The sequence below is a fragment of the Actimicrobium sp. CCI2.3 genome (assembly GCF_035019065.1).
Taxonomy (GTDB): domain Bacteria; phylum Pseudomonadota; class Gammaproteobacteria; order Burkholderiales; family Burkholderiaceae_D; genus Actimicrobium.
Map to the genome: position 1 here is coordinate 1 of NZ_JASJWR010000035.1, position 24,006 is coordinate 24,006.

A 24,006-nucleotide genomic window follows, 5' to 3' on the forward strand; every position below is an offset into this window, starting at 1 on the left:
TTGGCACCGCTTCGCGCTAAATCCTGCATTTACTACGAAGCAAAATTGGTCAAGACGTTGCTCGTGAGGCGCTTACCCTTGACGGCACCCGGGGCGTGGCGGTGCGCTGCGTGCAGACGCCGCAGATGAATGCGCAAGGCCAGATCCCCGGTGCTGTGTAAGCTCGGTCCGCGCCGGGTGGCTGCGTAATAGCTACTCCTGCTGATACCGACGACACGACACAGAGCCGCCAGACCGTACTGCGGTCGGAGTTGTTCGATGAATGCGTACTTCACAGCTTGCGGCGAGTTAAGTACGCATCGAACTTTTTTAGGATGGCCAGCTCCTCCTCGGTTTTTTTCAATGTGCGACGCAAGCGAATCAGTTCGCCTTCCTGCGTCACGGGTAAGCGCCCAGGCCCGTTGAAACTATCAACGTCGTCCCTGGTATCGAACACCTTCGCTCATTTGTAGAGCTAGTTGCGTCGAATCCCCAGCTCCAGCGCCAATGCGGTCGGATTTTGCAGACCGGCACGCATGCGCGCCAAGGTCGCCAGCTTGAATTCTTTTGCGATCACCGTAGGTGGCTGCCTCGTGACGACCGCTCCAGACGGTTCCGTCACACTAACGGACGATAGTTTATTTTTCATGACATCCTTTCGGGACTGTGTGTCCCTCTCTTGAAGTGTCCATCAAAACTAGGCCATCACAAGCGTGAATCTTGGCGGTCAAATCGAGGCCAAGTGCCTTCATTACTGCGAGGGTGGTTTTCAGGGTTGGGTTGCCGTTCTCACTGAAGGAACGGTAAAGCCGTTCGCGGGAAAGGCCGGTTTACCCGGCAATTTGCGCCATACCCTTTGCACCAGCGACAACGCCAAGTGCATGTGCGATGCAACCGGCTTCGTTCGTTTCGAATGCTTCAGCCACGAAGGTTGCCATTGCTTCGTAAGAAGCCAAATCCGTTCTCAGTGCTACTTTAGCAATAAATTACTTAGGTTATTACACTTCCTTTGTCTTTCGTCAGCCATGGATGGACTGTGCCACTAAACGCACCCCGAGCGCAGCACAGACACGGCTGACGGTATCGAAACGTGGTTCACTTCCCGGCCGAAGTGCTTTGTACAGCGCTTCCCGTGTAATGCCCGAATCCCTCGCAACCTGTGTCATACCCCGTGAACGGGCAATATCGCCGAGTGCGGTGGCCAGTAGCGCCGAATCGTTTTCTTCAAGAACGGTGGTGAGATACGCTGCGACAGCGTCTTCGCTGTTTAGGTACTCGGCTGCATCGAACTCAGGGAGTTCGGAAACCTTAATTTTCTTGGTCATAATTCAATCCTCCAAAGATTTTGCCAAATCAAGAGCCCTATTAATGTCGGCTTGTTGCGTTGACTTGTTGCCACCGTCGAGCATCACGATGATAGTGTCACCACTCTGGACGTAGTACATGCGCCAGCCGGGTCCGAGTGTTCGCGCATTTCATACACTCCTTCACCTACGGACTGTATGTCGCCCAAGTTACCAAGCTGAACCTTGCGCAAGCGCTTGATAAGCCGTTGTCGGGTCAGTCCATCTTTGAGGCACTTGAGCCAGTCAGAGAACTCTTCGAGGCGTTTTACCGTGTAGATCATGTCTAGAATGTAATCGAACGATTACACTTAGTCAAGAATAAATGTAATTTGAGGATGATGTGGGAATGTGTTGGCACCGACGCGTTTTTGACCACCCGACCAATTTTCACTGACCCACCCGAACTGGCGCAGAGGCAGACGCAGCAGGGCTTACCAAAGGCCCGGGTGGGTCAGTCGACGTCGGCGCCCAAGGTCAAAAACTCGTCGACGCCAACACTCGCTACTAAAATTACTACCCCTCCGTGCGCTTTCCCTCCCAAAACCGTTGCGACGCCAGCATGCGCCGGCGCTCCTCGCTGGTGGTGTAGCCAGTCGTCGTATCCAGTGACGCATGCCCCAGATTCTGCTGCACGATATCCAATGGCATGCCCGCCGCAACGGCATGCGTGCCGTGCGTGTGACGCAGCCAGTGGGTACTGGCCTGAGCGAACCGCATCGCGTCTCTCGTATCGGTGGCCATCATCACGGCCGCGCACTCTGCAAAAAATGTTTTTAGCTGGCCGTAGACGGTGCCGCTGCTGACCCCCTCCTTATTGTCCACGATGCGCCCCGCCCGGCTTGACCACGGCGCCTGCGCCGCCACATCGATGGCCTGGCCGATCAGATACGCGCCGCGATTGCGCTCGTGCAGCGGATCCCGGTCCAGTGCGCGTGAGGCCAGGTAGCGCGACAGCGTTCCTACGACCTCGATGGGTACGTTGACGATCCGTTCTTTATTGCCCTTGCCGAGTACCGTCAATTCCCATCCTTCGACGGCCTCCCCGCCGTCCGGTGACGGATACGACACCCACTGCAAGTCGTCGACCCGGGCTTGTACGCCCTCGACCAGCCGCACCCCGGTGGCATAGTAAAACGCCAGCACGAAACGCAGGCGCTGGTCGACCGAGCTCTCGCCCAATTGTCCGGCCTGCTCCTCGATGAACTGCCACTGTGCCTGACTGAAACTGCGGCCGCGATTGACGCCCACCCGCGTGGGCGTCGGAATGATCACGCCGTTCCACGGATTGCCGATCACGTAGCACTGGTCGACCAGAAACGTATAAAAACTTTTCAGAATAGTGATCGCACTGTGCTGCGCACTGGGCGACAACGGCCCCTCGAAGGGCCGCCACAGTGCGCTCCATTTTTGCCGGCTGCGCGGTGCGCACCAGCGATCGTGTGGCGACGGATCGGCCAGGAATTGCCGGTACGCTGCGCAATCTTCCAGCGACATCGACGACAACGGTTTTTTATGCTGGACGATGGCCCACAACATGAAACGTTCGGCTTCCTTCAGGTAGGCGCGCTGGGTGTGCGACAGATACTGCAACCAGTCCAGGTGCAACTCGGGTGCCTGCGGGTCGATACCGCGTTTTTTCTGCAATTCGCGCCGGGCCTCCATCGAGATGCCGCGCCGCGTCTTGATCCACAGGAGAAGCGCCTCGTGGTCGTTCTGGGCGCGCATCATGCACAGTGCTTTCGGCGCCCGATAGACGCCGTTGGCGCCGTTGAGTTCTTCCGGGACAATCAGCTTGTCGATCGGCACGATTGCTGTCGCACGCGGCACAATACGGGCCAGCTCGTGCGCAAACAATGCCGAGCGCTTGACCAGCACGTGATGGCCGATGCGCACACCGAGACTGTCCTCATGGGCGCGTAACCAGTCCATGATGCGCGCAGCCTTGACCGGACCAATCCAGGCAATAGAAGTGGACCAGCGTAGGCCGATGCCATTGATGTGCGCGACCAGCTCGCGCAGCGTGAACAGACCCGCCTGCTGCAGATAGCCTGCCTGTTCGGGATTGAACCAGGCCGCGATCGGATCACTGGATTCCGGTGGCTGCGCCACCAGCTGTTCCAGCCAGCGCAACGCATCAAGCTGCTTGTAGAGCAGCGCCGTGCGGCGATTGCGGCGCGTGGACGCGTCGCCGTGTACTGCCGCGTACGCCTCGAGCTGCTCGGCTTGCGAGAAGTCCTCGATACCCCGCTCCACAACAAAGTCGTCCAGGCTGGGCAGCTCCGGCTCGCTATCTCCTATCCTGGAAAGATCGAGCAGCACCAGGCGTGCGGTGCCGGGGCGCTGATGACGGCGCGCGGCAGCAGCGAAGGCGTCGCGCATCCAGGCGATGGTACGGCGCACCGAACTGGTATCGCGATGGTCGCCCTCGATGCGCAGATAGCGGTGCCAGCTCGCGCGCGTATCCAGTCCTTCGATGAGCGCGCGCATGAACGCAAAATGACCGATGTGCAGCCGGCGCGAGACCGGTTGTACCCGCTGCAGCACCAGTGCAGGCGAAGGATCTACCGGCGGCAGGCCCGCGCTGGCATCGGCCGGGGTGGTCATTGCAGTGGCCGGATCACGCATGGATGTGCGCCGCGTCTCGCAGCCGCGTGGCCGCAGCGGCGATCACTGGCCGACTTGCTGTCGCGACCTCATTCCACCACGCCACCGACGCGTTGTGGCCGATGTTCGGAGAGATGGCAGAGCGAGGAATCTGTTGGATGGTGGTGAGTGACATGGGCTTTATCGGTGATGTTGTGGGCGCGATATGGTCGATCAGCAGCGTGCCGGCATGTTCCCTGCCCTGCCCGCAAGCCGTTGCCTGGCGCGGGTTACGGACGGGTGGTGCCTGGATGCCTTAATTCTACCGGCTTTTCTCTTATGAATGATAATTAGACTTATCATTTATACGAGGCGCGGATCAGAAACATCTTGACAACAAAAACGGGAAGCACGTTCACGCAACTATCACTGCAAAACCACGCCGAGATACCTACCCGCGCAGCCGATAACCCCGCTGCTGCCGGCGTCGCGTAATCACCTCAATGACCGCCAGCCCCGCAGCAACATTCGGCACCACGGTACTTTTACCGCCACCACGCTCACTGACACGTCTGCCCCAGGCTTGGCAGAGTACCCACGTGCCAAACAGATCACGACTTAACAGCACCGTATAGACACGCGTATCTGTGACGAAACTACGCCACAGCGGGTTGTCAGACATCACGTCCAGCGACTGCGTCAGCGTGTCAGCGTGTCAGCGTGTCAGCAGTATCAATCATAGGTGGTTACCTCGCCATGAGATGACTCATTCCGGCACAAAAGACTACACTTAGCCATTACTGCGTAACGATGATGTCGTCGCACCAAACTTGCCGTCGTAATACTCGGCCTGCCCGTTCGGATAGAGCAAGACGCCGTTGACGGTTTCCGTCTCGGCGTCGACTAGCAATCGCTCAAGCAGTGCTCGCTGCGTTACGCCGTAACACTTTGCAAAACGCTCCAGTGCCCGTTTGGCGTGCAGGCTGACCACCTGGTTGATGCGCTCACAGTGGCCCTCTTCGTCCTGCAGATGACGCTTGCGGTAAGCGGATTGACGGCTTGCATTGCTGGTGACCATAGGTATCGTCCTCGATGACATCTTCACGTAGTGGCTACGTTACGCAGTAACTTGGCAGAATGCGCCAAATAGTCAATCACGCCGCATCAATCAATTGCATCAGCAATGTTGATGCCCGTTACGCCTTGAGGGGATCACAGGTGGCGTGGCGCATCCATACGGTCATGCAAGATACGAACGACTGCGATGCCATAAGTCGTGATCTGAAAGTAAATCATGTGCCGCTCACTATTTCGGCGACGATAGCCCGGTCGGATGAGGTCGCATGCCGGGGCGATCTTGGGCGACGCCGCCAATTCGGCAAAGGCCGTTATCAAGATGTCGATATAACAATTGGCCTGCTCTGCCCCCCACTGTTGCCGAGTATGGGGCTCCACGCCGGAACCCTCGGAAATTTTATCGTAGGACTCGGCAGATCCAGTTTCAGCTTCTTCGTTTAAACCGATACTGTTTCCAGTTCAGTTTTGTGACCGACCTAGATCATGATTTCCGGTGACTAACGTTTGGCGTTTGGCGCTTATCCCCATCAGTGCGGGCTTTACGCACCCCACAAAAAAATCGAGGTTTCCGGCGTGTAACCCCAGTTGGGAAAATTACGCAGATTTATGTGATTGTCACGCAAATGAGATAACTAGAAAACAGAGCGACGCCATGACGGCGCTTACAGCGCCCTCCCCCGGAGTACGTTCACACCGCCTACTTTGCTCGGCGAAAAGGTAGTTAGAGCAACATTAAGTTAGCCAAAAAACTTATTTCAACACCCTGTCTTTCAATGATTCTGGACTATTTCAATTGCTGTTCTTGCCGAGAGTACGCCATTGAAATTCAGATCGGTGTGGATGAATGCAGGGTCCTTCGCCGGCATGTCTGGTCGATGCATGCGCTGGTTGCAATGAATTCTTGTCGAAAAACCTGCTGGTTGCAGATCGGGCCGTATTGAATCGAGGTCACCGCACTGACTGTTTGATCGCCATCTGGTTTTCAATGCAAATATTTGAGCTTGGACGACGCGAAACCAACCTTTCCCGGTCCTTGATTTGGAAATAATCTACGCTATCGCTAGCAAACGTCGAATAATGACCATGTTCGCCTGAAAACCAGCCGGATATCGTAGCAACTCCAGTGGTACCCCCTCATGCTGACGCCGATCACTCATGCGCCCCTGCCCTGCCCTGCTGTTTTCCGACCTCCTGGCCAGCATTGTGCGGCCCCTCGATTGATGGGAGTCCCACGCCATGGCAAACGCGTCAGAAAACTGTTGGGCGGGTTGCATGTCATAGTCTGCGGCCACAATGCGCCGAATGACGGCCGTAAGTCGTACTTGCGTCCTGATCGGCTGCGATCGGTGCTCCAGTTCCAATGCAAATATCCCGTAGCGCAAGCACGTATGGTCCGTCAGGAACCGCGTCCGTACAAGCTTTTGAACGGCCCCGATACACAGGTCATGTTCAGCGAGGAATCCGGGTATCGGCAGGCCGACGGGAGAGTGACGCCAATACCCCTGCGAAATACGTGGCAGTTCGGCCCTCCATAGCGCTTGCCTTTCATCCGAATTTGTCTGGCAGATGTCTTCGGTATCAGTTGGTTTCATCGCTGCTCCTGTCATGGATAACATCACCCTCTGCTGTTACGCTCAGTTTTAAGATCTGGCAATCGCCATTGTCTGTCTTGCAAGTGATACCGAATGACCGCAGCAACATTTCCTGTGCGTCCAGTCTTGAACCTGACGTGCCTTCCCTTGCAGGAATGAACCTGGTCCCCTTTTCTGGTGGCACTTTTTTCATCCGACCAGAAAATCAATCATTTCCTGGTCCGTCACCGCACCCCAGGTCTTGTCGGCATACCACTGACAAAACGCCGTGCGCAACGCAATCGAGACCATGCACGCCAAGCCACGCCTTGTAATATCCTTGCGATAGCCATCCACCGTGCTCTGGTCCCGGAACTCGCGCAATAACGCCATTTGGTCTTCACCGCCCTGCTCTTCCCACAACCGCAGTGCATCCTGAATACGCTTGGCGGCAATTTGGGCACCCACCTGAACTTTCCGCTCTTGCGGCGAGAGTACCGGTGCCGGTAAAGCAGTCATGGGCACGACGGTAACGGCTACCGGAGCAGCTTTGGCATATTCACCGCTCAGGGCCTTTTTGAAAAACGCCGCCTTGGATTTCAATGGAGCGAGATTCGGGGCGAGTGCCCGCTGTTCTGTCAGAGCCACCGTCTTCATGACCAGTTTCAAGTCATGGTCGGCATACAGTGATCGTGCCTCTTGCTGGCTAATACCAAGGCGGATGATCGATTCGAGAAGTTCACCATCGAAAGGCTTGACCGCTTCGCGTTCCAGTGCCGGAGCGACTTTTTTCGTCACCTTGAACTGGAGCGATTCAATCCGGCGTCCATTCTTGTGCTCGATTAACTCAACGATGATGTCGCTGACCAGATTGACTTCGGCAATTGCCGGACGCAATGTCTCTCGTGCAAAATATTTGTACTCTTTGGCGTCGCGCTTGGAATTTCCCGTCAATCGCGGTTGCCACCATTCCCAAGCTTCCCGATTCGTCACTTTGGTCGGATTAGTCAAATAACGCGAGCAGATCTCGTAAAGCGCAATACTCGCTCCAGTCGTGAGCTTGCTGTGAATTTCCAATGTCAGCTTCGTATAAAAACGCGGATCCATCAACCGTTCACGAATGATGTTCGGCAGTGACCAGGCAATAGTGGTCGCGTGACCGGCAGTGATAACACGAGCCTCGGAAATCAGGCCGCTAATTCCCCACTCCTCAACCTTGCCGTCCTTGTTATTCCATTCGATTGCTGTTTCCTGCATCTGCCGGAAACAATTCTTGAGCCACTCGGAATCCTTTGACGTCGTCACATAGGCCATGACTTCGGTAATCGACCTGCTGTAGGTGTCCTTGATACCATCCTGTTGCGAAAAATACAGCAGCAAATTGAATAGCCGACGCGTCCCAAGCGTGATCTTGCCCCGTGTAGGGTTGATCGCGATTGTTTCATTCGGTCGTCGCACTGCAGCGTTTGTGGTGTCAGGGGAGTCCATGACCAATAATGTACATGAGAAGTGGAAAATAACGCCACGAATAATTCACTTAACTGCACAACCCCCAAAAACCCTCACCTGAGGCCGTACAACCCCCATATCCACTCACCAGTCACCCCCAAAAAACCTCACCTCAGCGACCATCACCCCCAAAAAACCTCACCTGGACCCCCAAAAAAAATCACCTAACTCTCTGAAACTTCAAGCTGTAAGCCATGTTTGAGCAATTCAATTAGTTTAAGTGTTTACATCTTTAATAAACACTCAATGCACACAGTGAGTTTTTGTCATGATTCTTTACTGAAACGATACCTGGAGATAAAACAGCCTGCATAACGACGACAACTTGGTTACGGTGAGGTTTTTTGGGGGTTCTATCTTAGATATGCACTGGTATAGCGTGGGTTCAACCTATACAATTGCTTAGGATGAAATAGGTTGAATTATTTATTTTTAGCATGTTTTGCACACACTGGAGTCATATGGAATTGAACATGAAACCGGTCGTCGTCAGTGGCGACGAACTTAATGCGCTGGCAGAACGGTCAGGGCGGATGTTAAAAAAAATCCGCGATTCGATGTTACAGCCATTCCCCCGAAAACAATCACCTACATTTACGAGCGGCAAGTTACAAAGCATCTGCGGGATTGATAAAACACGAATGAACTACTTGCTTGGAAAAGATTTTCCACAAGGATTCCAGTCAGGTAAAGGACGCCAGCGTACATTTACTCTTGAAGAATCGATTGCCTGGGTTAAAGGCACGATTGGTAAAGACCAACAGCGCCCACAGGGACAATTAGGCAAAGTGATTGCCGTAGCTAACTTCAAGGGCGGAGTTACAAAGACGACGACATCCATGATTCTGGCCCAAGGACTCGCGCTGCGCCATGCGCGTAAAGTCTTGATCATCGATCTCGACCCGCAAGGTTCGACCACCACGTTTTTTGGCATTAATCCGCATGCCGAGGTCGAAGCGGACCAAACAGTACTGCCTCTGATTGATAACTCACAACCAGACCTGACTTTTGCCCCAATGCAGACCTATTGGACTGGTGTCGATCTGATTCCAAGTTCAACGGACCTGTTTAATGCCGAGTTCATCCTGCCGGCAAAGGTACATAGCGAGGATCCAAGTTTTCAGTTCTGGAATGTACTGCGAAATGGCTTGATTCCCCTCCTCCCGATGTATGACTATGTCATTATCGATTCAGCACCAACACTGTCGTATCTGACAATTAACGCCCTCTTCGCTGCAGACTCGATCATTGTTCCCGTGGTACCGGACACACTATCATTTGCATCGATGGTGCAATTCTGGACTCTTTTTTCCGATCTAGTCAATGGACTCAAAGATATTTCCAAAGGTCCAAAACAGAAAGTATTTGATTACATCGATATCCTGATTACCCGGATGCCAGCCAAGTCATCGGCACAAATGGTGCGGGACTGGATTATCAAAACATACGGAGATCATGTCTTGCCCGTCGAGATTCCTGAAACATCGTTGGCTATGACTACCTCCGCCGAATTCGCGACGATCTACGATATGCCCAATTATCAAGGCAGCACCAATGCTTATGAACGGATCTGCGGACCATACGATCGACTGGTCGATATTGTAGATAGCAAAAGCTGTCTGCTATGGGGCATTGGCGATACACCGACAAAGGAAAAGTGAAATGGCATCTATTAAAGAACGGCAAGCGAACAAGGCTGCTTTGATCAATCTTGATGATGACGAACCGCAGCAACAAGCAGCTGTGCGCAGCGAACCTCGAACGGCACCGGGGCAGTTAATGAACCTGCAAGGAAAGTACGCTCAAGCTCTCGACGAAAACAAACAATTGCAGGAGCGATTACAAGCAGCCGTTCCTAGCGAATTGCCGCTTGACGACTTGCACGAGAAAGCAGGGCGGCGCAGGAAACTTACCGATGATCAATTTACCGAGCTCGTCAGCAACCTGAGAACTAATCCGCTCGTTACTCCCGTGACGGTACGAAGTCGTCCCGCTGGCGGCTACGAGATTGTGTCCGGTCATAACCGTGTGCAGGCATTTCGGGAATTGGGTCGCGACCGGATTCTTGCTGTCGTTATTGAAGCAGATGACGATCAGGCGGAACTCAATGCGTTCTATGCGAATTTGCTTCAGTCAGATTTGCCTGACTTCGAAAAGTATCTGGGATTTTGTCACATCGAGGAACGTCATCCAACACTCACACGTGTAGAGATCGCCGCGAACGCCGGTGTGTCCAAGTCAACCATTACACAGCTGATGAGTTTTAGCAATTTGCCTGCTGAGACTATTGATATCTTGCGCACGCATCCGCACCTCGTCGGTGCTAATGCAGCACAAGATCTCGCTAAGCTTAGTGAGCAGGGTAGGGCGGTTCAAGTTACAGATGCAGTGCGTCGTCTTGCCGCCGGCGAGTTTGATCAAACACGGGCGGTGAAATTTGCACGCCTGGATGCTGCGGTTAAATCAAAAGCAAAAGCATCCGAACCGCTACGGATCCGTTCTGGAAAAAATACGTTTTGTGATGTGCTTCAAGCTGACAAGGTGTTGCGACTGGTGTTTTCTTCGGCAGAAGATGCCGCGGTTACCCAGACGGCGATTCGTGCGGTATTACAAGCTTTGGCGGACGCAAAAAAAGAGAAGTAAGACGAGTTGATACTATCAACCCCATTATAATCAACGACTTATAAAAAACGTATAGTCCATTTGAAGGAAGAAGACACTAAGTGGACGGCGAAGAATAGTGATGAAAATTGCGATTAGTTGTCTGGTGCCTGGTTTTTTAGTTCAATAAATAGCCCCCTCACGAGCAGCACAAAATTGCATCATTTATCGCAAGCAAGGTGCTTCAGTCAGTTCATGGAGCGTTCGAGTTAGTGGACGTTGTCTTCGAACACAAAATTTAGTTATTTGTTCAAGACGATCGACGGCTTTTCAAGTTTATTTATGGTCAGGGAATTGCGGCGCAATCCCACTAAAAAACACGGATATGCAATGCGAGTCATCCTGGTCGATTTCTTGATTTATAAGTCATTGATATAAAAATACAAAAAAGTCCGAACGGATTTTTTTAGAGAGTTATTCGGTGGAATTGACAAATGCGTATTGATTGAAGTTAAAACAATTTCCTCATCTTTCGTTGGTAAGGGTGCTCCCAACGCCAGAAAAACGGCTCGCGATACGAGGCTAATCGATACTCTCTGGTTTTGCATCCTGCCATGCGAGCACATCGCACTGTGTCGTCATCACAGTTTAAAGACCAAGCCTAAGGTTCAAAACCGACCGGAATAATAAGCGTAACTGTTGCTGCATAGCAGTCTGTCTTTGATAATTGGAGGTGCTGCGCTAGCTAAATAGCAAAACGTCAGGACGCGTCAACCCGAGCCAAACTAGGATAACGACATGTAGAGGTATAAGGCCTTGCACTACCATTCAAAATCGCCGTACGACAATCGGAATGTGTAATCGTGGCGGGACTAACATCCATAAGTCTGACGCTCTCTACATCGGACTACACGGCGGTCAGCCGCCGAGCGGGGGCGTTACCAATTATGAAATTAACGTCAACAGCAAAGGGATCGCTGACCGTGTTGGTTGTCAGCGCAGGCCTTGATGTTTTTGGCGCATACCAGTAAACCGAAGAGATGGATGCCGATGCGTATGAACTACGCGAGACTGTTAATCAAGTCACGAACGCTGATTCGGTAACCCGGCTGACTGGAGACGGCACCATCCTGAATCTGGCAAATCAAAGTCACACACTGCATTGGTGTGTTGCTGAAGGGGCGGATAGAGAGTGATCGTTCGTTACTGTTTATTTGACTTAACTTTGATGAGCAACAAAGGAAAGTTGTAATTTTGTTTGGTGTGCCAGCGCACAGTTAAAACGAATATCTATAACCAAAGCGCTGAAAACGTATTTCAGCGCCTTTTTGATAGCCGGGGGACTAAACAACGTTTAGTCCCTAGCGCGGATTAAACGTAGCGCCTGCGGCTGTTCTTATTAACAGCTTTTATCAGGAGAAAAGTCATGTTTAAGCCTATCAGAAAAAACTACGTGAGCGCTGTTGCAACCGTCAACGGTCTGTATCGCATCGTCGATGTGAGGGTGTATTGATGCACCATATTACATCGCTAAGCATGCAACTGGAAGGCAAGGAGCGAAGTGTTTTGACCGAGTTTTATCCTCAACAAAACAGGAAGCTAAGCGAAACGCTGGGTGTTGAACCTATTGAACAGACCTGGTGGCCAATAAGCCAACACGAATATTGGAGGTGCGTGTTGAATTGCTAGATGTACGTAAACCGCGATTTAGTGAGGTTTGTACTGCTGAATTAAATGATGCAAAACTCAAGTAATTCATACCTTTGCCAGCACAATCGCTAACTCACGCTTAGAAGCACTTGCCGCGTTCATCAACCGTCGACAGTTCGCAACATGTCGAGTTTCAATCGCGTAACGTAGGGTAGGGGACAGGGATTGGTTTATACCAATCCCTGTTTGTCGAATCATAGGGCGAAATTTTCTGCATGACAGGCAATAGGATCTGTAGCAATCTGCTTTCCAATCCGGCCTGACCTGCATCTAGTCGCATTAGTCTGTAATTCGTTGATCAAAGCTGATAATAACTGCGACTGTCCATCAATGCGGTGGCTCTGCGAGCTAACGTGGGAATATGACGGCTGCCGAGTGGCGTGAGGTTCGGGCCACGTCCAAACCTGATTCTTGAACAAATCACACAAGCCCCCGATCAGATCGATCAGGACACCACCTCGATGAACTATGGGACCTCACTTTTTGGCGTTCATCGTGGCGTTGGTGCACTTCAAATCAGAAAACGACAGTCCCCCCAACCCATGCACGACCATGCTGCCATTTTTTGACTGCGAACGGAGTTTGGGCGTGCGGCGGCCAGCATGCGATTTAACACAGCGACCCCGATGGCAGCCTCGGTTTGTTGCGCCGCAAACCCTCGCGCACGCAGGCGCGGACCAATCAAGGATTTGTAGCGGCCCATGGTTGTCTCGACCAGGGCACGCTGCCCATAGCCAGTCGCTTTTTGCCAAGCCAACCGACCCTCTGTATTGATCAAGTCAAGATGCCGGTCACGCTGATTTGGCGAACGTGATTCCGTAGCGGAAACGGCGGTTTTTCGTGGCGGAATCACCACCTTAATATCGGCGCCACGTTGTGCGATCGCCTGGTAGGTGGGTGCGCCATCGTAGGCACCATCGGCGATGACTTTTTCTATTTCTTCTTCGATCTGCGTCAGCAGTGGCCCCACCTGCGACGCGTCGTCCATGTGCTGGTCGGTGAGCACTTGGGCGACGATCATGCCACTGTCGGCATCGACCGCGAGATGCAGCTTGCGCCACGTCCGGCGCGACTTCGCGCCATGTTTTGCTACCAGCCATTGGCCTGCTCCGAAGACTTCCAGACCTGTACTGTCAATCAACACATGCAGCGGTCCCTTTGGGGCCGGCGCTGATTTCATGATCGGCAACCTGACAGATCGGCGACTGACCGTCGTGTGATCCGGGGCAGAGATCGTCAGGTTCATCAACGTCAGCACCGACGCCATCGAACCTTCTGTTTGTCGCAGCGCCATCTTGAAGGCTGCACGCAGCATTAAGCACGTCTCGATGGCGATGCCCTGATAGCGTGCCTGCCCACGTGGCCCAACGCTTTGCCACTGGGCCAGTGCCGCATCTTCAATCCACGATGTCAGGCTGTTACGCCGCCGTAGTCCCGCTTCATATTCCGGCCAGTTCTGAACCTTGAACTTCATCTTCGCAATGTGATGACGGCGGTCGGTGTTGTGCTTGTTTGGCATCGGGAACACTCAGCAAAAATCGATCAGCATCGTATCATCGACCGTTTCTCGGGTTCGAAGTGCACCAACGCCCCTGTTAGGTCGACTGATTGGTGGAATCGGCGATCACTAGAACGTGGGCTGAAATGATGAACTGAGCAGCACTGTCGATATCGCCCTGCAGCGCAATGCGCGCGGCTTCGCTATCGCGTCGTCTCAGGGCATCGACCAACTGTGAATGATGACTTACCGCCACCCGTTCGTTAATGCGGGCCGAGCCGGCCCGCAAGTCGTGATTTAAAATCGGGCCGATGCGTACCCAAAGAGCCTTGATCAACTGCAATAACATCGGCATCCGAGATCCTTCATACACCGCGAAGTGAAATTCCTTGTTCAGCGTAATCAGACGTGCTCCATTTGGGCTGGCGCTTGCCATTTCCTCGAAAAAATCTTCATTTAATTGCACGATGCGGCGCAGTTCGGCTTCGCTTAGCGATTTCGCTGCGCGTTCGGTCGCCACCCCTTCGAGATTGATACGAATGCTGGTGATTTCACGAAATTGACTAACTGTCATCGTTGGCACGCGCATCGCCCTGTTGGGTGACAGTTCCAGCGCTTGCTCTGCTACCAGTCGTTGCATTGCTTCTCGCACTGGCATCACGCTGACTCCGAGCGCTGCAGCGACCGTGCGCAGCGACAATTGCTCGCCCGGCATCATGCGTCCGGTCATCAACAATTCCTTGAACTGTTCATAGACATCAGCACTGATCGTCAGGCGTTTTTTCGGTGGAACTAGTTCAGATAGGGACATGGGCGGAGTGTATAACAAGTGTTATTTGTGATCCCAATATTGTGCAGGATAGTGGGTACTACGTGGCTGGCATTTATACGCGTCAATGAGAACTAGCTCTCAGGAACAAGAAAAAGTGCCGCCGACGCGTGTCTTGACATACGAAAAACTGTGGGATATCTTTCAATTACTGTGATCACACATAACACATAACACATCACGAATCACACACGGTTTAGTGCTGATTGATATCGATGAACTCATAAAGGAACAAAACGATGAATGTACTGACATCAATGGTGCCGCGCTCAGGTTTGCGGGTTTTGGTAACAGGCGGCGCGTCGGGCATAGGACTTACGATCTCGCGGGCATTTGTCGAAGCAGGTGCCCGTGTACACGTATGTGACGTTGATGCAAGCGCAATCGCTGCGCTAGATAGCGTCATCAAAGGGACTCATGCCGATGTGTCTGACCTCGCTGGTGTGAAGCGCGTATTTGAAGACGTGCAAGCCAACTTGGGCGGGCTTGATGTGCTGATCAACAATGCAGGAATTTCCGGCCCAACTGGTGCCGTCGAAGACATCGACGTTGCGCACTGGGAACAAACCGTATCAATCAACCTTAATAGCCACTTTTATTTCGTGCAACAAGCGGTGCCGTTGCTCCGCGCAGGTAAGGACGGTGGCTCCATCGTGTTTATATCGTCGGTTGCCGGACGACTTGGGTATGCGTTTCGTGCACCGTATTCATCCACTAAATGGGCTTTGGTCGGTTTGGCCAAGAGCCTTGCGATCGAACTCGGTCCAGACAATATTCGTGTCAACGCAGTGCAGCCGGGCATCGTCGAGGGGCCGCGCATGGAGCGTGTCATTGCTGCCAGCGCAGCGCAAGCAGGCATCAACCACGACGAGATGCGGCAGCGTTATCTTGAAAAAATCTCACTGCGACGGATGGTGACGCAAGAGGAAGTAGCCGCCAGCGTGTTGTTCCTGTGTTCGCCTGCCGGCAGCGCGATTTCTGGTCAGGCGATTTCGGTGTGTGGCAACGTCGAAACTTTATGACTTAAGTCTGTCGCACTAACAAGACCCATTAAGAACGAGCATAGAACTCGTGGTCGGCCTACACACCATTAGAGGAGAAACCAACATGTCAGTTGTAAATGCAGAGCCTTACCGCAGCACGGCACCGGCCACGGCAATCGCCACGGACCAGATGACCCGGCGAATCTTTCGCAAGCTGATGCCGCTGTTAGTGATGGCATATGTCATCAGTTTTCTCGATCGTACCAACATTGCATTGGCGAAAACACATATTGAGATCGATCTAGGCATCTCTGCGGCCTCCTACGGCTTGGGCGCCGGCTTATTTTTTCTGACCTATGCGCTGATGGAAATTCCGAGCAACCTGATCATGCGTAAGGTCGGTGCCCGATTCTGGATAACGCGCATCATGATTACTTGGGGCCTGTTATCGACCGGCATGGCATTCGTGCAGGGCGAGACTTCGTTCTACGTGATGCGCATGCTGCTCGGTGTCGCCGAGGCCGGGTTGTTTCCTGGCGTGATGCTATACCTGACTTACTGGTTCGGCCGCGAAGAGCGGGCCCGTGCTACTGGTTATTTCCTTCTCGGCGTTTGCATCGCCAACGTAATCAGCGGACCGCTTGGTGGAGCGCTGCTGGAAATGAACGGTCTTTTTGGCTTACACGGCTGGCAATGGCTATTCATTATTGAAGGTTTGCCGACTTTGGCGCTGACCTGGGTCGTTTGGAAGAAATTGCCGGATGGCCCGTTATCTGCTCCCTGGCTGTCGACAGCTGACGCGCAGACGCTCGAAAAGCGATTGGCTTTGGAACGTGCTGAGGAAAACCAGAGTGGTCAGGTCGGGCATTCGTTACGAGAGTGCATCAAAGATCGCCAGATATGGCTTGCCATTTTTGTCTATTTTTGTCATCAGATTGCGATCTATACGGTAATTTTTTTCTTGCCAGGCATCATTGGCACTTACGGCAAACTGACGCCGCTGGAGATCGGGTTGCTCACTTCAGTGCCATGGATCGCCGCAGCCACTGGCACCGCCACGTTGCCCCGTTTTGCCAGCAATCCGCAGCGCTGTCGTCGCATGTTGGGTGTCGGTCTAGTCATCATGGCCGGAGGTCTGCTTATCGCTGCATCGTCCGGACCGGTACTGGCGCTGGTCGGATTTTCGCTCACCGCATCGATGTTCTTCGTGGTCCAGGCCATCATTTTTCTATACCCCTCGTCACGGCTGGCCGGAGCTGGCTTGGCTAGCGGACTGGCTCTGGTCAATACCTGCGGCTTGCTGGGCGGTTTCCTTGGACCCTCGGCGATGGGTTCGATCGAGCAAGCGACTGGCAGCACGACAAATGGCTTGCTGATCATTGCCGCCATGCTAGTACTTGCAGCGCTGGTAAGCACGCGGCTACGCCAGGGACAAGAAAAAATCACCAAAGAAATCTGAATTCATCCATATAAAAGGAGACACCATGTCGACCAAAAAAGTCATCATTACTTGTGCCGTTACCGGCGCGATCCACACCCCATCGATGTCACCACATTTGCCGGTGACCCCGGATCAGATCGCTGAAGCGGCAATTGGCGCAGCACGAGCCGGTGCCGCGATCGTCCATCTGCATGCGCGCGATCCCGATACCGGACGTCCGACTCAGGACCCAGAAGTCTTTTCCCGTTTCCTGCCACGCATTAAAAGCGAGACTGATGCCATCATCAACATCACGACCGGCGGCAGTCCGCACATGACAGTACAGGAACGATTGCAACCAGCCTTGAGCTTTCAACCGGAGCTGGCATCACTCAACATGGGTTCGATGAATTTCGGGCTGTACCCGATGCTCGATCGATTCCATGAATTTACTCATCCATGGGAACGCGAACATTTGGAGAAAAGCCGCGATTTAGTTTTCAAGAACACCTTCAGCGACATCGAATACGTGCTGCGTAATTGTGGAGAAAACGGCACCCGTTTCGAGTTCGAGTGCTATGACATTTCACATCTGTACAACTTGGCGCACTTTCTTGACCGGGGACTAGTGCAAACGCCGTTTTTGGTACAAAGCGTGTTCGGTTTGCTAGGCGGAATAGGCGCGCACCCTGAGGATTTGATGCACATGAGGCGCACCGCAGACCGGCTGTTCGGTAATGCTTACCACTGGTCAATCCTGGGCGCGGGCCGCAACCAGATACCACTGGCAACGATGGGCGCAGCCATGGGAGCCAACGTACGTGTCGGGCTTGAGGATTCACTGTGGGACGGTCCGGGCCGCTTGGCCGATAGCAATGCATCCCAGGTAGCACGCATTCGCGCGATCCTTGAATCGCTGTCACTGGAGGTGGCAACTCCGGCGGAGGCACGTACGATACTGGCGCTCAAGGGCGGCGATAAAGTGGCGTTCTAAAGGTAACGAGTTTAAGCGACAACCCCGCGTAAGTAAGGATTCGAACGCTTGCGCAGCAAGGTCAAATTTGTGTCACCGTTCCTGATGCAATTGATGCGGCATCCTTGACTGATCGGCGTATGCTGATTACGTTACTGCGTAACGTAATCAGCACGTACGAAATAATGTCATCAAGGAGAGCCCACCTATGGTCACCAGCAATGCAAAACGCCAATCTGCATACCGCAAGCGTCATCTGCATGACGAAGACGGTAACTGTGAGCGCATCAACCAATTGGTTAGCCTACATGCGAAAAAGGCTCTAGAACGTCTTGCTAAGTGTTACGGCGTAACGCAGCGAGGACTACTTGAGAAACTGCTGATCGATGCTGAGAACGAAACCGTCGACTGGGTCTCGATATATCTCAACGGGCAGGCCGATTACTACAATGGCGAGTTTGATGTGACAACATCGACGTTACGCAGTAACGGTCAAGCACAGTTCCTTGAACCAGAGTAAATGGGGCTTCTGTGGAGTTTTAGTGTGAGCCGATCACAACGAAACTTCAGCCAGAAAAGGGCACGGAAGATAGTTCATTTACGATTCCCCACAGCTAGCAAGGCATCGCTATAAGCTTGATTGATAACCTTCGACTTCCGTTCCGCGAGCTCCCGAAGTTCCTGACCCAAGGTGGCTACTTTGTCAGGATGGTACTGACGGATAAGCGATCGGTAAGCCGTTTTGACTTCATCGAGGCTCGCGCTTCGTGAAACGGAAAGCACTTCGTACCAGGCTTGAGATTGGTTTTCCGAAAATGGCTTGTCCTGGGCTCGTTGGTTTTGCTGGCTTCTAGCAGTTTGTCAGGCTTCAACCCATGACACGACTCGTCGTGGGAAAATTCTAGCTGTCTAAGCCAGCACTTTTCACGATGGCGAATTTCATCCTTACTGATCGCAAGACCGATTACCTATTGCCGCCATCACTCGATGATTGGCTGTCCGAAGATTATCTGGCACGGTTAGTTTTCGAAGTAGTTGATCAACTGGATATCTCGACTCTCACACGGCAGTATGCTGGGCGGGGCTCGAAGGTCTACCACCCCGCCACGATGCTCCCGATCCTGGTGTATGGCTACGCCAGCGGCGTATTCTCCAGCCACAAACAGGAACGCATCACCTATGACTCGGTGGCGTTTCGCTACATTAGCTTAGCGCCGGCAGCCATCCTGATCACGACACCTTGGCCGCGTTCCGGCGCCGCTTCCTCAGCGAGCTGGAAGCCCTGTTTGTACAGGTGCTGGCGCTGGCGCAGGAAATGAAATTGCTAAAGCTGGGCACGGTCTGTCTTGATGGCACCAAGATGCACGCAAACGCCTCACGCCATAGCGCGCTCTCACATGGCCACATCGAGAAGCTGGAAGTCCAGCTCAAAGCAGAAGTGCAAGAACTGCTGGCTTTGGCCGAGAAGGCAGATCAAGCAGATGTACCGGATGGCATGAGCCTACCCGAGGAAATCAAGCGACGGGAAGATCGGCTGGCGGTCATGGCCGAAGCCAGGCGCAAGATTGCCGCACGTGCCCAAGAGAGCAATGAACGCGGAAAAGCAGAGTACGACGAGAAGATGACGCAGCGTGCCGCCAAGGAAAAAGACAGCGACAAGAAGTCGAACCGCAAGCCGCTCAAGCCGCCGGAGGCGGGTCCGAAAGACAGCGACCAAATCAATCTGACCGACGAAGAATCCCGCATCATGCCGACGGCTGGCTGTGGCTTCGAACAAGCCTACAACGCACGAGCGGGCGTGGACGCGGCAACGATGCTGGTCATTGCCACGCAGGTCACTCAAGCGACCAACGACAAGGAGTAGGTTGAACCCATGTTGACCATCCTGGCGGCGCGGTCCCAGAGACTGGGCGAGGTGACGTGCCTGATTGCCGATACTGGATTCTGCAGTGAAAAGAACATCCTGGCATGCGAGAAAGCAGGGCTGGAACCACTTATCACGGTAGTGCGAGACGCGCACCATCCTCACTGGCGTGAGCGCCACAGCGAACCGGCGCCATTGCCAGACAATGCCAGCCCGACAGAGAAAATGCGACATCGTCTGAAGACCAAAGCGGGACGAGCGCTCTATACCTTACGCAAGCAAACCGTCGAACCGGTCTTCGGCATCATCAAATCGGTGATGGGATTTCGCCAATTCTCGTTACGTGGCTTGAAAAAAGTGCGTGGCGAATGGCAGCTGGTTTGTCTGGCGTGGAATGTGAAACGGATGGCCAAACTCCGTCCAGAATGTGGGTAAGCAAGGAAATCTAGCAGGAAAATCGTAAAAAGCAGCTATATTTGAATACTTCTGCATGTTTATTAAGCAGTATCAGGTGTTGGCAGTGCTTTGTTTGCTCAAGCCCGACAGGCTGCTAGAAGCCTCTCGATTTCGCCAACCGTCGGATCTCGCCTCGCCGTTAGCGTTAGCGGCAGCAGGAGGCTTTTTCTTACCCATGTAGGGAAGAACACAGAATTCGGTCAATTTAGCACGCTAAGTTCTCAGTATCGAGGTGAACGTTTAGTATATTGTCCAATCGCGCCACCAGTACCATGGCGTCAGCATAGTCGGTCAGTTCGATCGGACTACCGGCGCTGGTATCGCCGACCCCGACCAAGCCGTTTCACTGTTTACGGACAATAGCTCTGATCCTGGGCAACATTTTTTTACGAATGTCTTAGGGTGCTATTTTTTTCCGAATTCTGTTGCCAACCCAAGGTTCGTACTGACGCAGCGAGGTCACAGTTTCACTGCACGGCGACTACGTCAAACCGCGACCAACTCTTGGTAAGAGCAAGGTATATGCCTAAGCCACTTTATTGATGCGGTGGATACTCTTGTCGGTCGTGCAATACGCTCACGACTTCGATACGTTCAGCGGTTATTTAGTAGACCACGATGTAGTTCGGATGGGCGATGATTTCGCGTGTTCCTGAAACTCGGCCAGAGCGGTACAAGTACGGATGCTCAGCTACTGGCAGTACGGATGTCTCGATCAGTCCACGCATGCGGCGGGCCACAGGTGGACTATTGTTGGCGATGAAGTGGATGATAGAGGCAAGGTTTGCGCGTGCTGATGCACGTCAGAAAACCGGGAGCATTACGTCTGTCGACTGCTGTGCTTTTCAACTTCGGCAATGATCCCGTCCATTTCCGCCATGACTTGGTCATGCGGAATGCTGGGGCGCGGATCATCTAGCGAGGCTTGCACCCGGGCGGGAAACCAGAGGTCGTAGCTGGTCGCTTGCGCTTCTGTTTCAAATTCCGAAACGATTTAAGAGAGGACGATATTCATGTATTTAAGGTTACACCAGTTTCTACCGTCGTAGAAGCCGCTGAAACCCCCTCGTTTTTCGGCTGCAATTCAAAGCTCTAAGGCGGTGTGTGCCGTTTTAATAAAACAGTTTCTGCAGTGGAGGCGTTTTTGCGATGAAGCCGTGATGAAATTGCCGTAAAAACCGAGGTTTTTTGGCGGTATGTAGGCCAGATATCGTGCCTGTGCCGGGCTACGAGTTGCCCCGCGGACGCGAATGTACCCGTGCGCGGAGCAAGCCCTACCGGGCCGGCTCTACCGACACACCCGCTAAAGCGGGCTCTGGGCAACACGATATCTGTAGTTCCGATGTTCGAATTCCCGCGCCTTATCAGGACGCGGCGAACATCTCAACGGTGGTTTGCGGTGGTTTTTAACCCTGGTTTTGCAGGTAAAAAGTTTTTTTGGAAGACTTCTACGCTGGCTTTATTACGATTACCATGAGGCAGGTACTAGGACACTTTCGCCGGTTGCGATTAGTTTTTTGTTTGTTTTTCTCTTCGCTCTTGCCTCTTTCGCATCCTGTCTTTGTGTTGCTGCGATAGTGCTTGCGCTTGGATTGCTCCAGTCGGTGTGAATTTTTTCGGAGAGTTTATCAACTTTTTCTGTGGCGATACGGCGCGTTTTTTCTGCACCTTTGAGGATGCCGTTTGCAGTTTGTCGAATTGGCCGACATAAAGCGACGATGGTTTTTCTCGCTTGAAGCAATTTATCGATTTCCTTCAGCAAGTCTCTGACGATCCCGTCTTGTTCAAGCGGTGATCCGCTCTTCCCGACGACTCGTGCCAGGTGTAATTCGCCGGATTTTACTCGTAATTCGCGAATCATCCACGATCCATCATTTTTCCGAATGAAACGTGCCATCACTGGTTCGTTGTCGCCGAAGTTGTTAGCGTTTTTTGTCGGTAAAAAATTAAGGACTAGTGCGCAATTAATCGGGACCTGTGCTCTTACCAATTCGCGCTTGTACGTTAATAACAGATAATCAATTTCGTGAATTTCAGCGATCAGTGCTTGCGCTGAATCTTGGATTGATTTCAGCATGTATTTGTTGAGTATTGGCTTCGCGCTATTGGCGCCATTATTTTGCGAAAGTATTTTATCCATTTCTATATTTTACATCTACATTTAGCTTTTAAAATTGCACTGCCTAAATATATAACGATCCTATTTATCGTGCGTTTCATTGTGTTTCATTGCGTTTCAATGCGTTTCGTAGCAATTACTTGTCCGATCTTTCAGCAGAATAACTTTAACAATTGAAATATCTACTGCCTTCCTGATGGTAAATCCAAGAATTCCATGGCAAATGAAATAGAGAAATCCATCTGTTGAACGAGATCAGGAGCCATTTACTGGCGAGTGAGTAATTCCATGACGGGAGCGTTTCTACTGAAACGATTTGTCAAAGTAAGGATGAATGGGTATCAAGGTTTTGCAGTTTGGATTTCCACAATAAGGATTCATCGCTCTTGTATATTGATCGAGGTGATTATCGCGTGGGATATTGCCGGGCCCCTGCAGGATAAGCCTGGGGATTGCCGTAGGAAAATCCCTGAGTCGATTGAGTGAAGGAGCCGGTTACCGGCGAGTGAAGGATTCCATGCGTAGATGCACTCTGCATCGTAGCTACGTATTGCTGCATTTACGTTCGGGGTTGCTGTCTCAATTTTCCGTTTTGATTACGGTCGGCCGCACGGATCGTCGACTTGATTGATTGATCTGGTTGCGATTGCACTTGATGATTACGCCGATGTCGGGGCTAGGAAAATCCCTGCGTCGATTGAGTGAAGGAGCCGGTTACCAGCGAGTGAAGGATTTCATGTGCAGATGCACCCTTGCATCGGAGCTGAGTATTCTTGGATTCGCATCCGTAGTTGACGTTTGGATTTTCAATTTTCCGCTTGATAGTTTGCACGCCGGGGTGCCTTGTGGGCCTCCCTTGGGTGTGTGAATTGGCATGATGATCTCTCTATATATTTATATGCGGCGGGCTTTTGACGTTGGAATATCCCTATGGGCGATCCGACAAGCGCACGAGCCAGTTACTGGCGAGTGCGAGGCTTCAAGGGTGTGGAATCTGTCTGGACGGGTTCCACCTTCGACATTGATGGGTCGATCGTGACGCCGTTGCCGTTGCCGTTGCCGTTGCCGTTGCCGTTGGATATTCCTGATTGATTGATCGCGCATTCTCTCTATATATTTATATGGTGATCTGCTCCCTTCTCCCGATTCTGCGATCGCGCATCAACAGTCTCTATATATCTATATGCGGATAAACGAAGCTGATTCGACGCGTGTCCTGGCGGTAGATCGCGGCCGAATCGGACAATCGCATCTCTCTATATATTTATATGCGAAGAATCTGCGCCCGACTTGCTTGATGCCGACATGCTGATTTCTCCAAAGAAGCGATGACCGAGCGAGCGATCGAGCCAGTTACTGGCGAGTTCGAGAGTCGTGTTTTTCGCCAGTCCGTGGATGGCGAAAATTTGCGCGGTGAATTGCTCAGCCTTTGACCTTGCCTTTGACCTTGCCTTTGACCTTGACCTTGCGTTTGACCTTGCCTCTGCC

21 protein-coding genes and 4 pseudogenes are annotated in these 24,006 nt (G+C 52.6%); 10 read left to right on the forward strand and 15 right to left on the reverse strand.

Translation table 11 applies throughout. The features are described 5' to 3' along the window. Nucleotides 1-271: 271 nt before the first annotated feature. The 6 genes and pseudogenes from QN370_RS17275 to QN370_RS17295 form a co-directional block, all read right to left on the reverse strand. Entirely contained in the window at nt 272-436 is a 165-nt protein-coding gene (locus QN370_RS17275) for a hypothetical protein (protein ID WP_323581758.1), read from the reverse strand. Nucleotides 437-454: 18 nt separating this feature from the next. Further along, nucleotides 455-628 (reverse strand): hypothetical protein, encoded by a 174-nt coding sequence (locus QN370_RS17280; protein ID WP_322129344.1) that lies wholly within the window; start codon nt 626-628, stop codon nt 455-457. A gap of 76 nt (nt 629-704) precedes the next feature. Further along, nucleotides 705-917, reverse strand: a pseudogene (locus QN370_RS20720) (addiction module antidote protein); the annotation flags it as partial. Nucleotides 918-998: 81 nt separating this feature from the next. Then, nucleotides 999-1,304, reverse strand: a complete 306-nt coding sequence (locus QN370_RS17290) for an addiction module antidote protein (RefSeq protein WP_322129345.1) — start codon at nt 1,302-1,304, stop codon at nt 999-1,001. 3 nt (nt 1,305-1,307) lie between these two features. Further along, nucleotides 1,308-1,603 (reverse strand): annotated as a pseudogene (locus tag QN370_RS20725) (type II toxin-antitoxin system RelE/ParE family toxin). Nucleotides 1,604-1,838: 235 nt separating this feature from the next. Next, a complete protein-coding gene (locus QN370_RS17295) occupies nt 1,839-3,950 on the reverse strand; it encodes a phage integrase family protein (protein ID WP_322129346.1) in 2,112 nt (703 codons plus the stop codon). A 2-nt stretch (nt 3,951-3,952) separates the two neighbouring features. Here QN370_RS17295 and QN370_RS17300 point away from each other — a divergent pair, with 2 nt between their 5' ends. Beyond that, nucleotides 3,953-4,228 carry a hypothetical protein gene (locus QN370_RS17300; protein WP_322129347.1) on the forward strand — a complete coding sequence of 92 codons (276 nt, stop codon included), beginning with the start codon at nt 3,953-3,955 and terminating at the stop codon, nt 4,226-4,228. Nucleotides 4,229-4,698: 470 nt separating this feature from the next. Here QN370_RS17300 and QN370_RS17305 read toward each other — a convergent pair whose 3' ends face one another. From QN370_RS17305 to QN370_RS17310, 3 genes are all read right to left on the reverse strand, one after another. After that, nucleotides 4,699-4,986: a hypothetical protein gene (locus QN370_RS17305; protein WP_322129348.1), complete on the reverse strand. Its 288-nt coding sequence runs from the start codon at nt 4,984-4,986 to the stop codon at nt 4,699-4,701. A gap of 134 nt (nt 4,987-5,120) precedes the next feature. Beyond that, nucleotides 5,121-5,363, reverse strand: coding sequence for a type II toxin-antitoxin system RelE/ParE family toxin (locus QN370_RS20730; protein ID WP_416172194.1), 243 nt, complete (start codon nt 5,361-5,363; stop codon nt 5,121-5,123). Between the two features lie 1,403 nt (nt 5,364-6,766). After that, nucleotides 6,767-8,044, reverse strand: a complete 1,278-nt coding sequence (locus QN370_RS17310) for a replication initiation protein (RefSeq protein WP_322129349.1) — start codon at nt 8,042-8,044, stop codon at nt 6,767-6,769. Nucleotides 8,045-8,538: 494 nt separating this feature from the next. Between QN370_RS17310 and QN370_RS17315 the strand changes: the two genes are divergently transcribed. From QN370_RS17315 to QN370_RS20735, 3 genes are all read left to right on the forward strand, one after another. Then, nucleotides 8,539-9,726 (forward strand): ParA family protein, encoded by a 1,188-nt coding sequence (locus QN370_RS17315; RefSeq protein ID WP_322129350.1) that lies wholly within the window; start codon nt 8,539-8,541, stop codon nt 9,724-9,726. A 1-nt stretch (nt 9,727) separates the two neighbouring features. After that, nucleotides 9,728-10,708: a ParB/RepB/Spo0J family partition protein gene (locus QN370_RS17320; protein WP_322129351.1), complete on the forward strand. Its 981-nt coding sequence runs from the start codon at nt 9,728-9,730 to the stop codon at nt 10,706-10,708. Between the two features lie 791 nt (nt 10,709-11,499). Then, a complete protein-coding gene (locus QN370_RS20735) occupies nt 11,500-11,697 on the forward strand; it encodes a transposase (protein ID WP_416172196.1) in 198 nt (65 codons plus the stop codon). Nucleotides 11,698-12,887: 1,190 nt separating this feature from the next. Here QN370_RS20735 and QN370_RS17325 read toward each other — a convergent pair. Together QN370_RS17325 and QN370_RS17330 are read right to left on the reverse strand one after the other, a co-directional pair. Beyond that, complete coding sequence (locus QN370_RS17325; RefSeq protein WP_322129352.1) at nt 12,888-13,895, reverse strand: IS5 family transposase; 1,008 nt, start codon at nt 13,893-13,895, stop codon at nt 12,888-12,890. A 76-nt stretch (nt 13,896-13,971) separates the two neighbouring features. After that, on the reverse strand, nt 13,972-14,685 hold the full coding sequence (locus tag QN370_RS17330) for a GntR family transcriptional regulator (RefSeq protein WP_009665793.1): 714 nt from the start codon (nt 14,683-14,685) through the stop codon (nt 13,972-13,974). Nucleotides 14,686-14,942: 257 nt separating this feature from the next. Between QN370_RS17330 and QN370_RS17335 the strand changes: the two genes are divergently transcribed. From QN370_RS17335 to QN370_RS17350, 4 genes are all read left to right on the forward strand, one after another. Beyond that, nucleotides 14,943-15,725: an SDR family oxidoreductase gene (locus QN370_RS17335; RefSeq protein WP_322129353.1), complete on the forward strand. Its 783-nt coding sequence runs from the start codon at nt 14,943-14,945 to the stop codon at nt 15,723-15,725. 85 nt (nt 15,726-15,810) lie between these two features. Then, nucleotides 15,811-17,145, forward strand: coding sequence for an MFS transporter (locus QN370_RS17340; protein ID WP_416172195.1), 1,335 nt, complete (start codon nt 15,811-15,813; stop codon nt 17,143-17,145). 25 nt (nt 17,146-17,170) lie between these two features. Beyond that, nucleotides 17,171-18,100 (forward strand): 3-keto-5-aminohexanoate cleavage protein, encoded by a 930-nt coding sequence (locus QN370_RS17345; RefSeq protein ID WP_009665797.1) that lies wholly within the window; start codon nt 17,171-17,173, stop codon nt 18,098-18,100. Between the two features lie 187 nt (nt 18,101-18,287). Then, a complete protein-coding gene (locus tag QN370_RS17350) occupies nt 18,288-18,599 on the forward strand; it encodes a hypothetical protein (RefSeq protein WP_322129354.1) in 312 nt (103 codons plus the stop codon). 74 nt (nt 18,600-18,673) lie between these two features. Here the strand turns inward: QN370_RS17350 and QN370_RS20740 are convergent, their stop codons facing one another. Further along, nucleotides 18,674-18,862 carry a J domain-containing protein gene (locus tag QN370_RS20740; RefSeq protein WP_083823003.1) on the reverse strand — a complete coding sequence of 63 codons (189 nt, stop codon included), beginning with the start codon at nt 18,860-18,862 and terminating at the stop codon, nt 18,674-18,676. A gap of 146 nt (nt 18,863-19,008) precedes the next feature. Between QN370_RS20740 and QN370_RS17355 the strand changes: the two are divergent. Further along, nucleotides 19,009-20,378: pseudogene (locus tag QN370_RS17355) on the forward strand (transposase). Between the two features lie 626 nt (nt 20,379-21,004). On the opposite strand, the pseudogene QN370_RS17360 reads toward QN370_RS17355, so the two are convergent. The 3 genes and pseudogenes from QN370_RS17360 to QN370_RS17370 all read right to left on the reverse strand — a co-directional run. Next, nucleotides 21,005-21,184: pseudogene (locus QN370_RS17360) on the reverse strand (type II toxin-antitoxin system RelE/ParE family toxin); the annotation flags it as partial. Nucleotides 21,185-21,219: 35 nt separating this feature from the next. Further along, complete coding sequence (locus QN370_RS17365) at nt 21,220-21,393, reverse strand: stability determinant (RefSeq protein WP_323581759.1); 174 nt, start codon at nt 21,391-21,393, stop codon at nt 21,220-21,222. A gap of 474 nt (nt 21,394-21,867) precedes the next feature. Continuing rightward, nucleotides 21,868-22,539 (reverse strand): hypothetical protein, encoded by a 672-nt coding sequence (locus QN370_RS17370; protein WP_322129355.1) that lies wholly within the window; start codon nt 22,537-22,539, stop codon nt 21,868-21,870. 909 nt (nt 22,540-23,448) lie between these two features. Here QN370_RS17370 and QN370_RS17375 point away from each other — a divergent pair. Further along, nucleotides 23,449-23,610 (forward strand): hypothetical protein, encoded by a 162-nt coding sequence (locus tag QN370_RS17375; RefSeq protein WP_322129356.1) that lies wholly within the window; start codon nt 23,449-23,451, stop codon nt 23,608-23,610. Nucleotides 23,611-24,006: the final 396 nt, after the last annotated feature.

Bases quoted from the DNA above. Each gene is read 5' to 3' on its own strand.
- QN370_RS17340 (WP_416172195.1), top strand. From the start codon at position 15,811: ATGTCAGTTGTAAATGCAGAGCCTTACCGCAGCACGGCACCGGCCACG.
- QN370_RS17370 (WP_322129355.1), bottom strand. From the start codon at position 22,539: ATGGATAAAATACTTTCGCAAAATAATGGCGCCAATAGCGCGAAGCCA.
- QN370_RS17295 (WP_322129346.1), bottom strand. From the start codon at position 3,950: ATGCGTGATCCGGCCACTGCAATGACCACCCCGGCCGATGCCAGCGCG.
- QN370_RS17310 (WP_322129349.1), bottom strand. From the start codon at position 8,044: ATGGACTCCCCTGACACCACAAACGCTGCAGTGCGACGACCGAATGAA.
- QN370_RS17325 (WP_322129352.1), bottom strand. From the start codon at position 13,895: ATGCCAAACAAGCACAACACCGACCGCCGTCATCACATTGCGAAGATG.
- QN370_RS17290 (WP_322129345.1), bottom strand. From the start codon at position 1,304: ATGACCAAGAAAATTAAGGTTTCCGAACTCCCTGAGTTCGATGCAGCC.
- QN370_RS17345 (WP_009665797.1), top strand. From the start codon at position 17,171: ATGTCGACCAAAAAAGTCATCATTACTTGTGCCGTTACCGGCGCGATC.
- QN370_RS17305 (WP_322129348.1), bottom strand. From the start codon at position 4,986: ATGGTCACCAGCAATGCAAGCCGTCAATCCGCTTACCGCAAGCGTCAT.
- QN370_RS17330 (WP_009665793.1), bottom strand. From the start codon at position 14,685: ATGTCCCTATCTGAACTAGTTCCACCGAAAAAACGCCTGACGATCAGT.
- QN370_RS17300 (WP_322129347.1), top strand. From the start codon at position 3,953: ATGTGCGCCGCGTCTCGCAGCCGCGTGGCCGCAGCGGCGATCACTGGC.
- QN370_RS17320 (WP_322129351.1), top strand. From the start codon at position 9,728: ATGGCATCTATTAAAGAACGGCAAGCGAACAAGGCTGCTTTGATCAAT.
- QN370_RS17335 (WP_322129353.1), top strand. From the start codon at position 14,943: ATGAATGTACTGACATCAATGGTGCCGCGCTCAGGTTTGCGGGTTTTG.
- QN370_RS17350 (WP_322129354.1), top strand. From the start codon at position 18,288: ATGGTCACCAGCAATGCAAAACGCCAATCTGCATACCGCAAGCGTCAT.
- QN370_RS17315 (WP_322129350.1), top strand. From the start codon at position 8,539: ATGAAACCGGTCGTCGTCAGTGGCGACGAACTTAATGCGCTGGCAGAA.
- QN370_RS17375 (WP_322129356.1), top strand. From the start codon at position 23,449: ATGGGCGATCCGACAAGCGCACGAGCCAGTTACTGGCGAGTGCGAGGC.
- QN370_RS17280 (WP_322129344.1), bottom strand. From the start codon at position 628: ATGAAAAATAAACTATCGTCCGTTAGTGTGACGGAACCGTCTGGAGCG.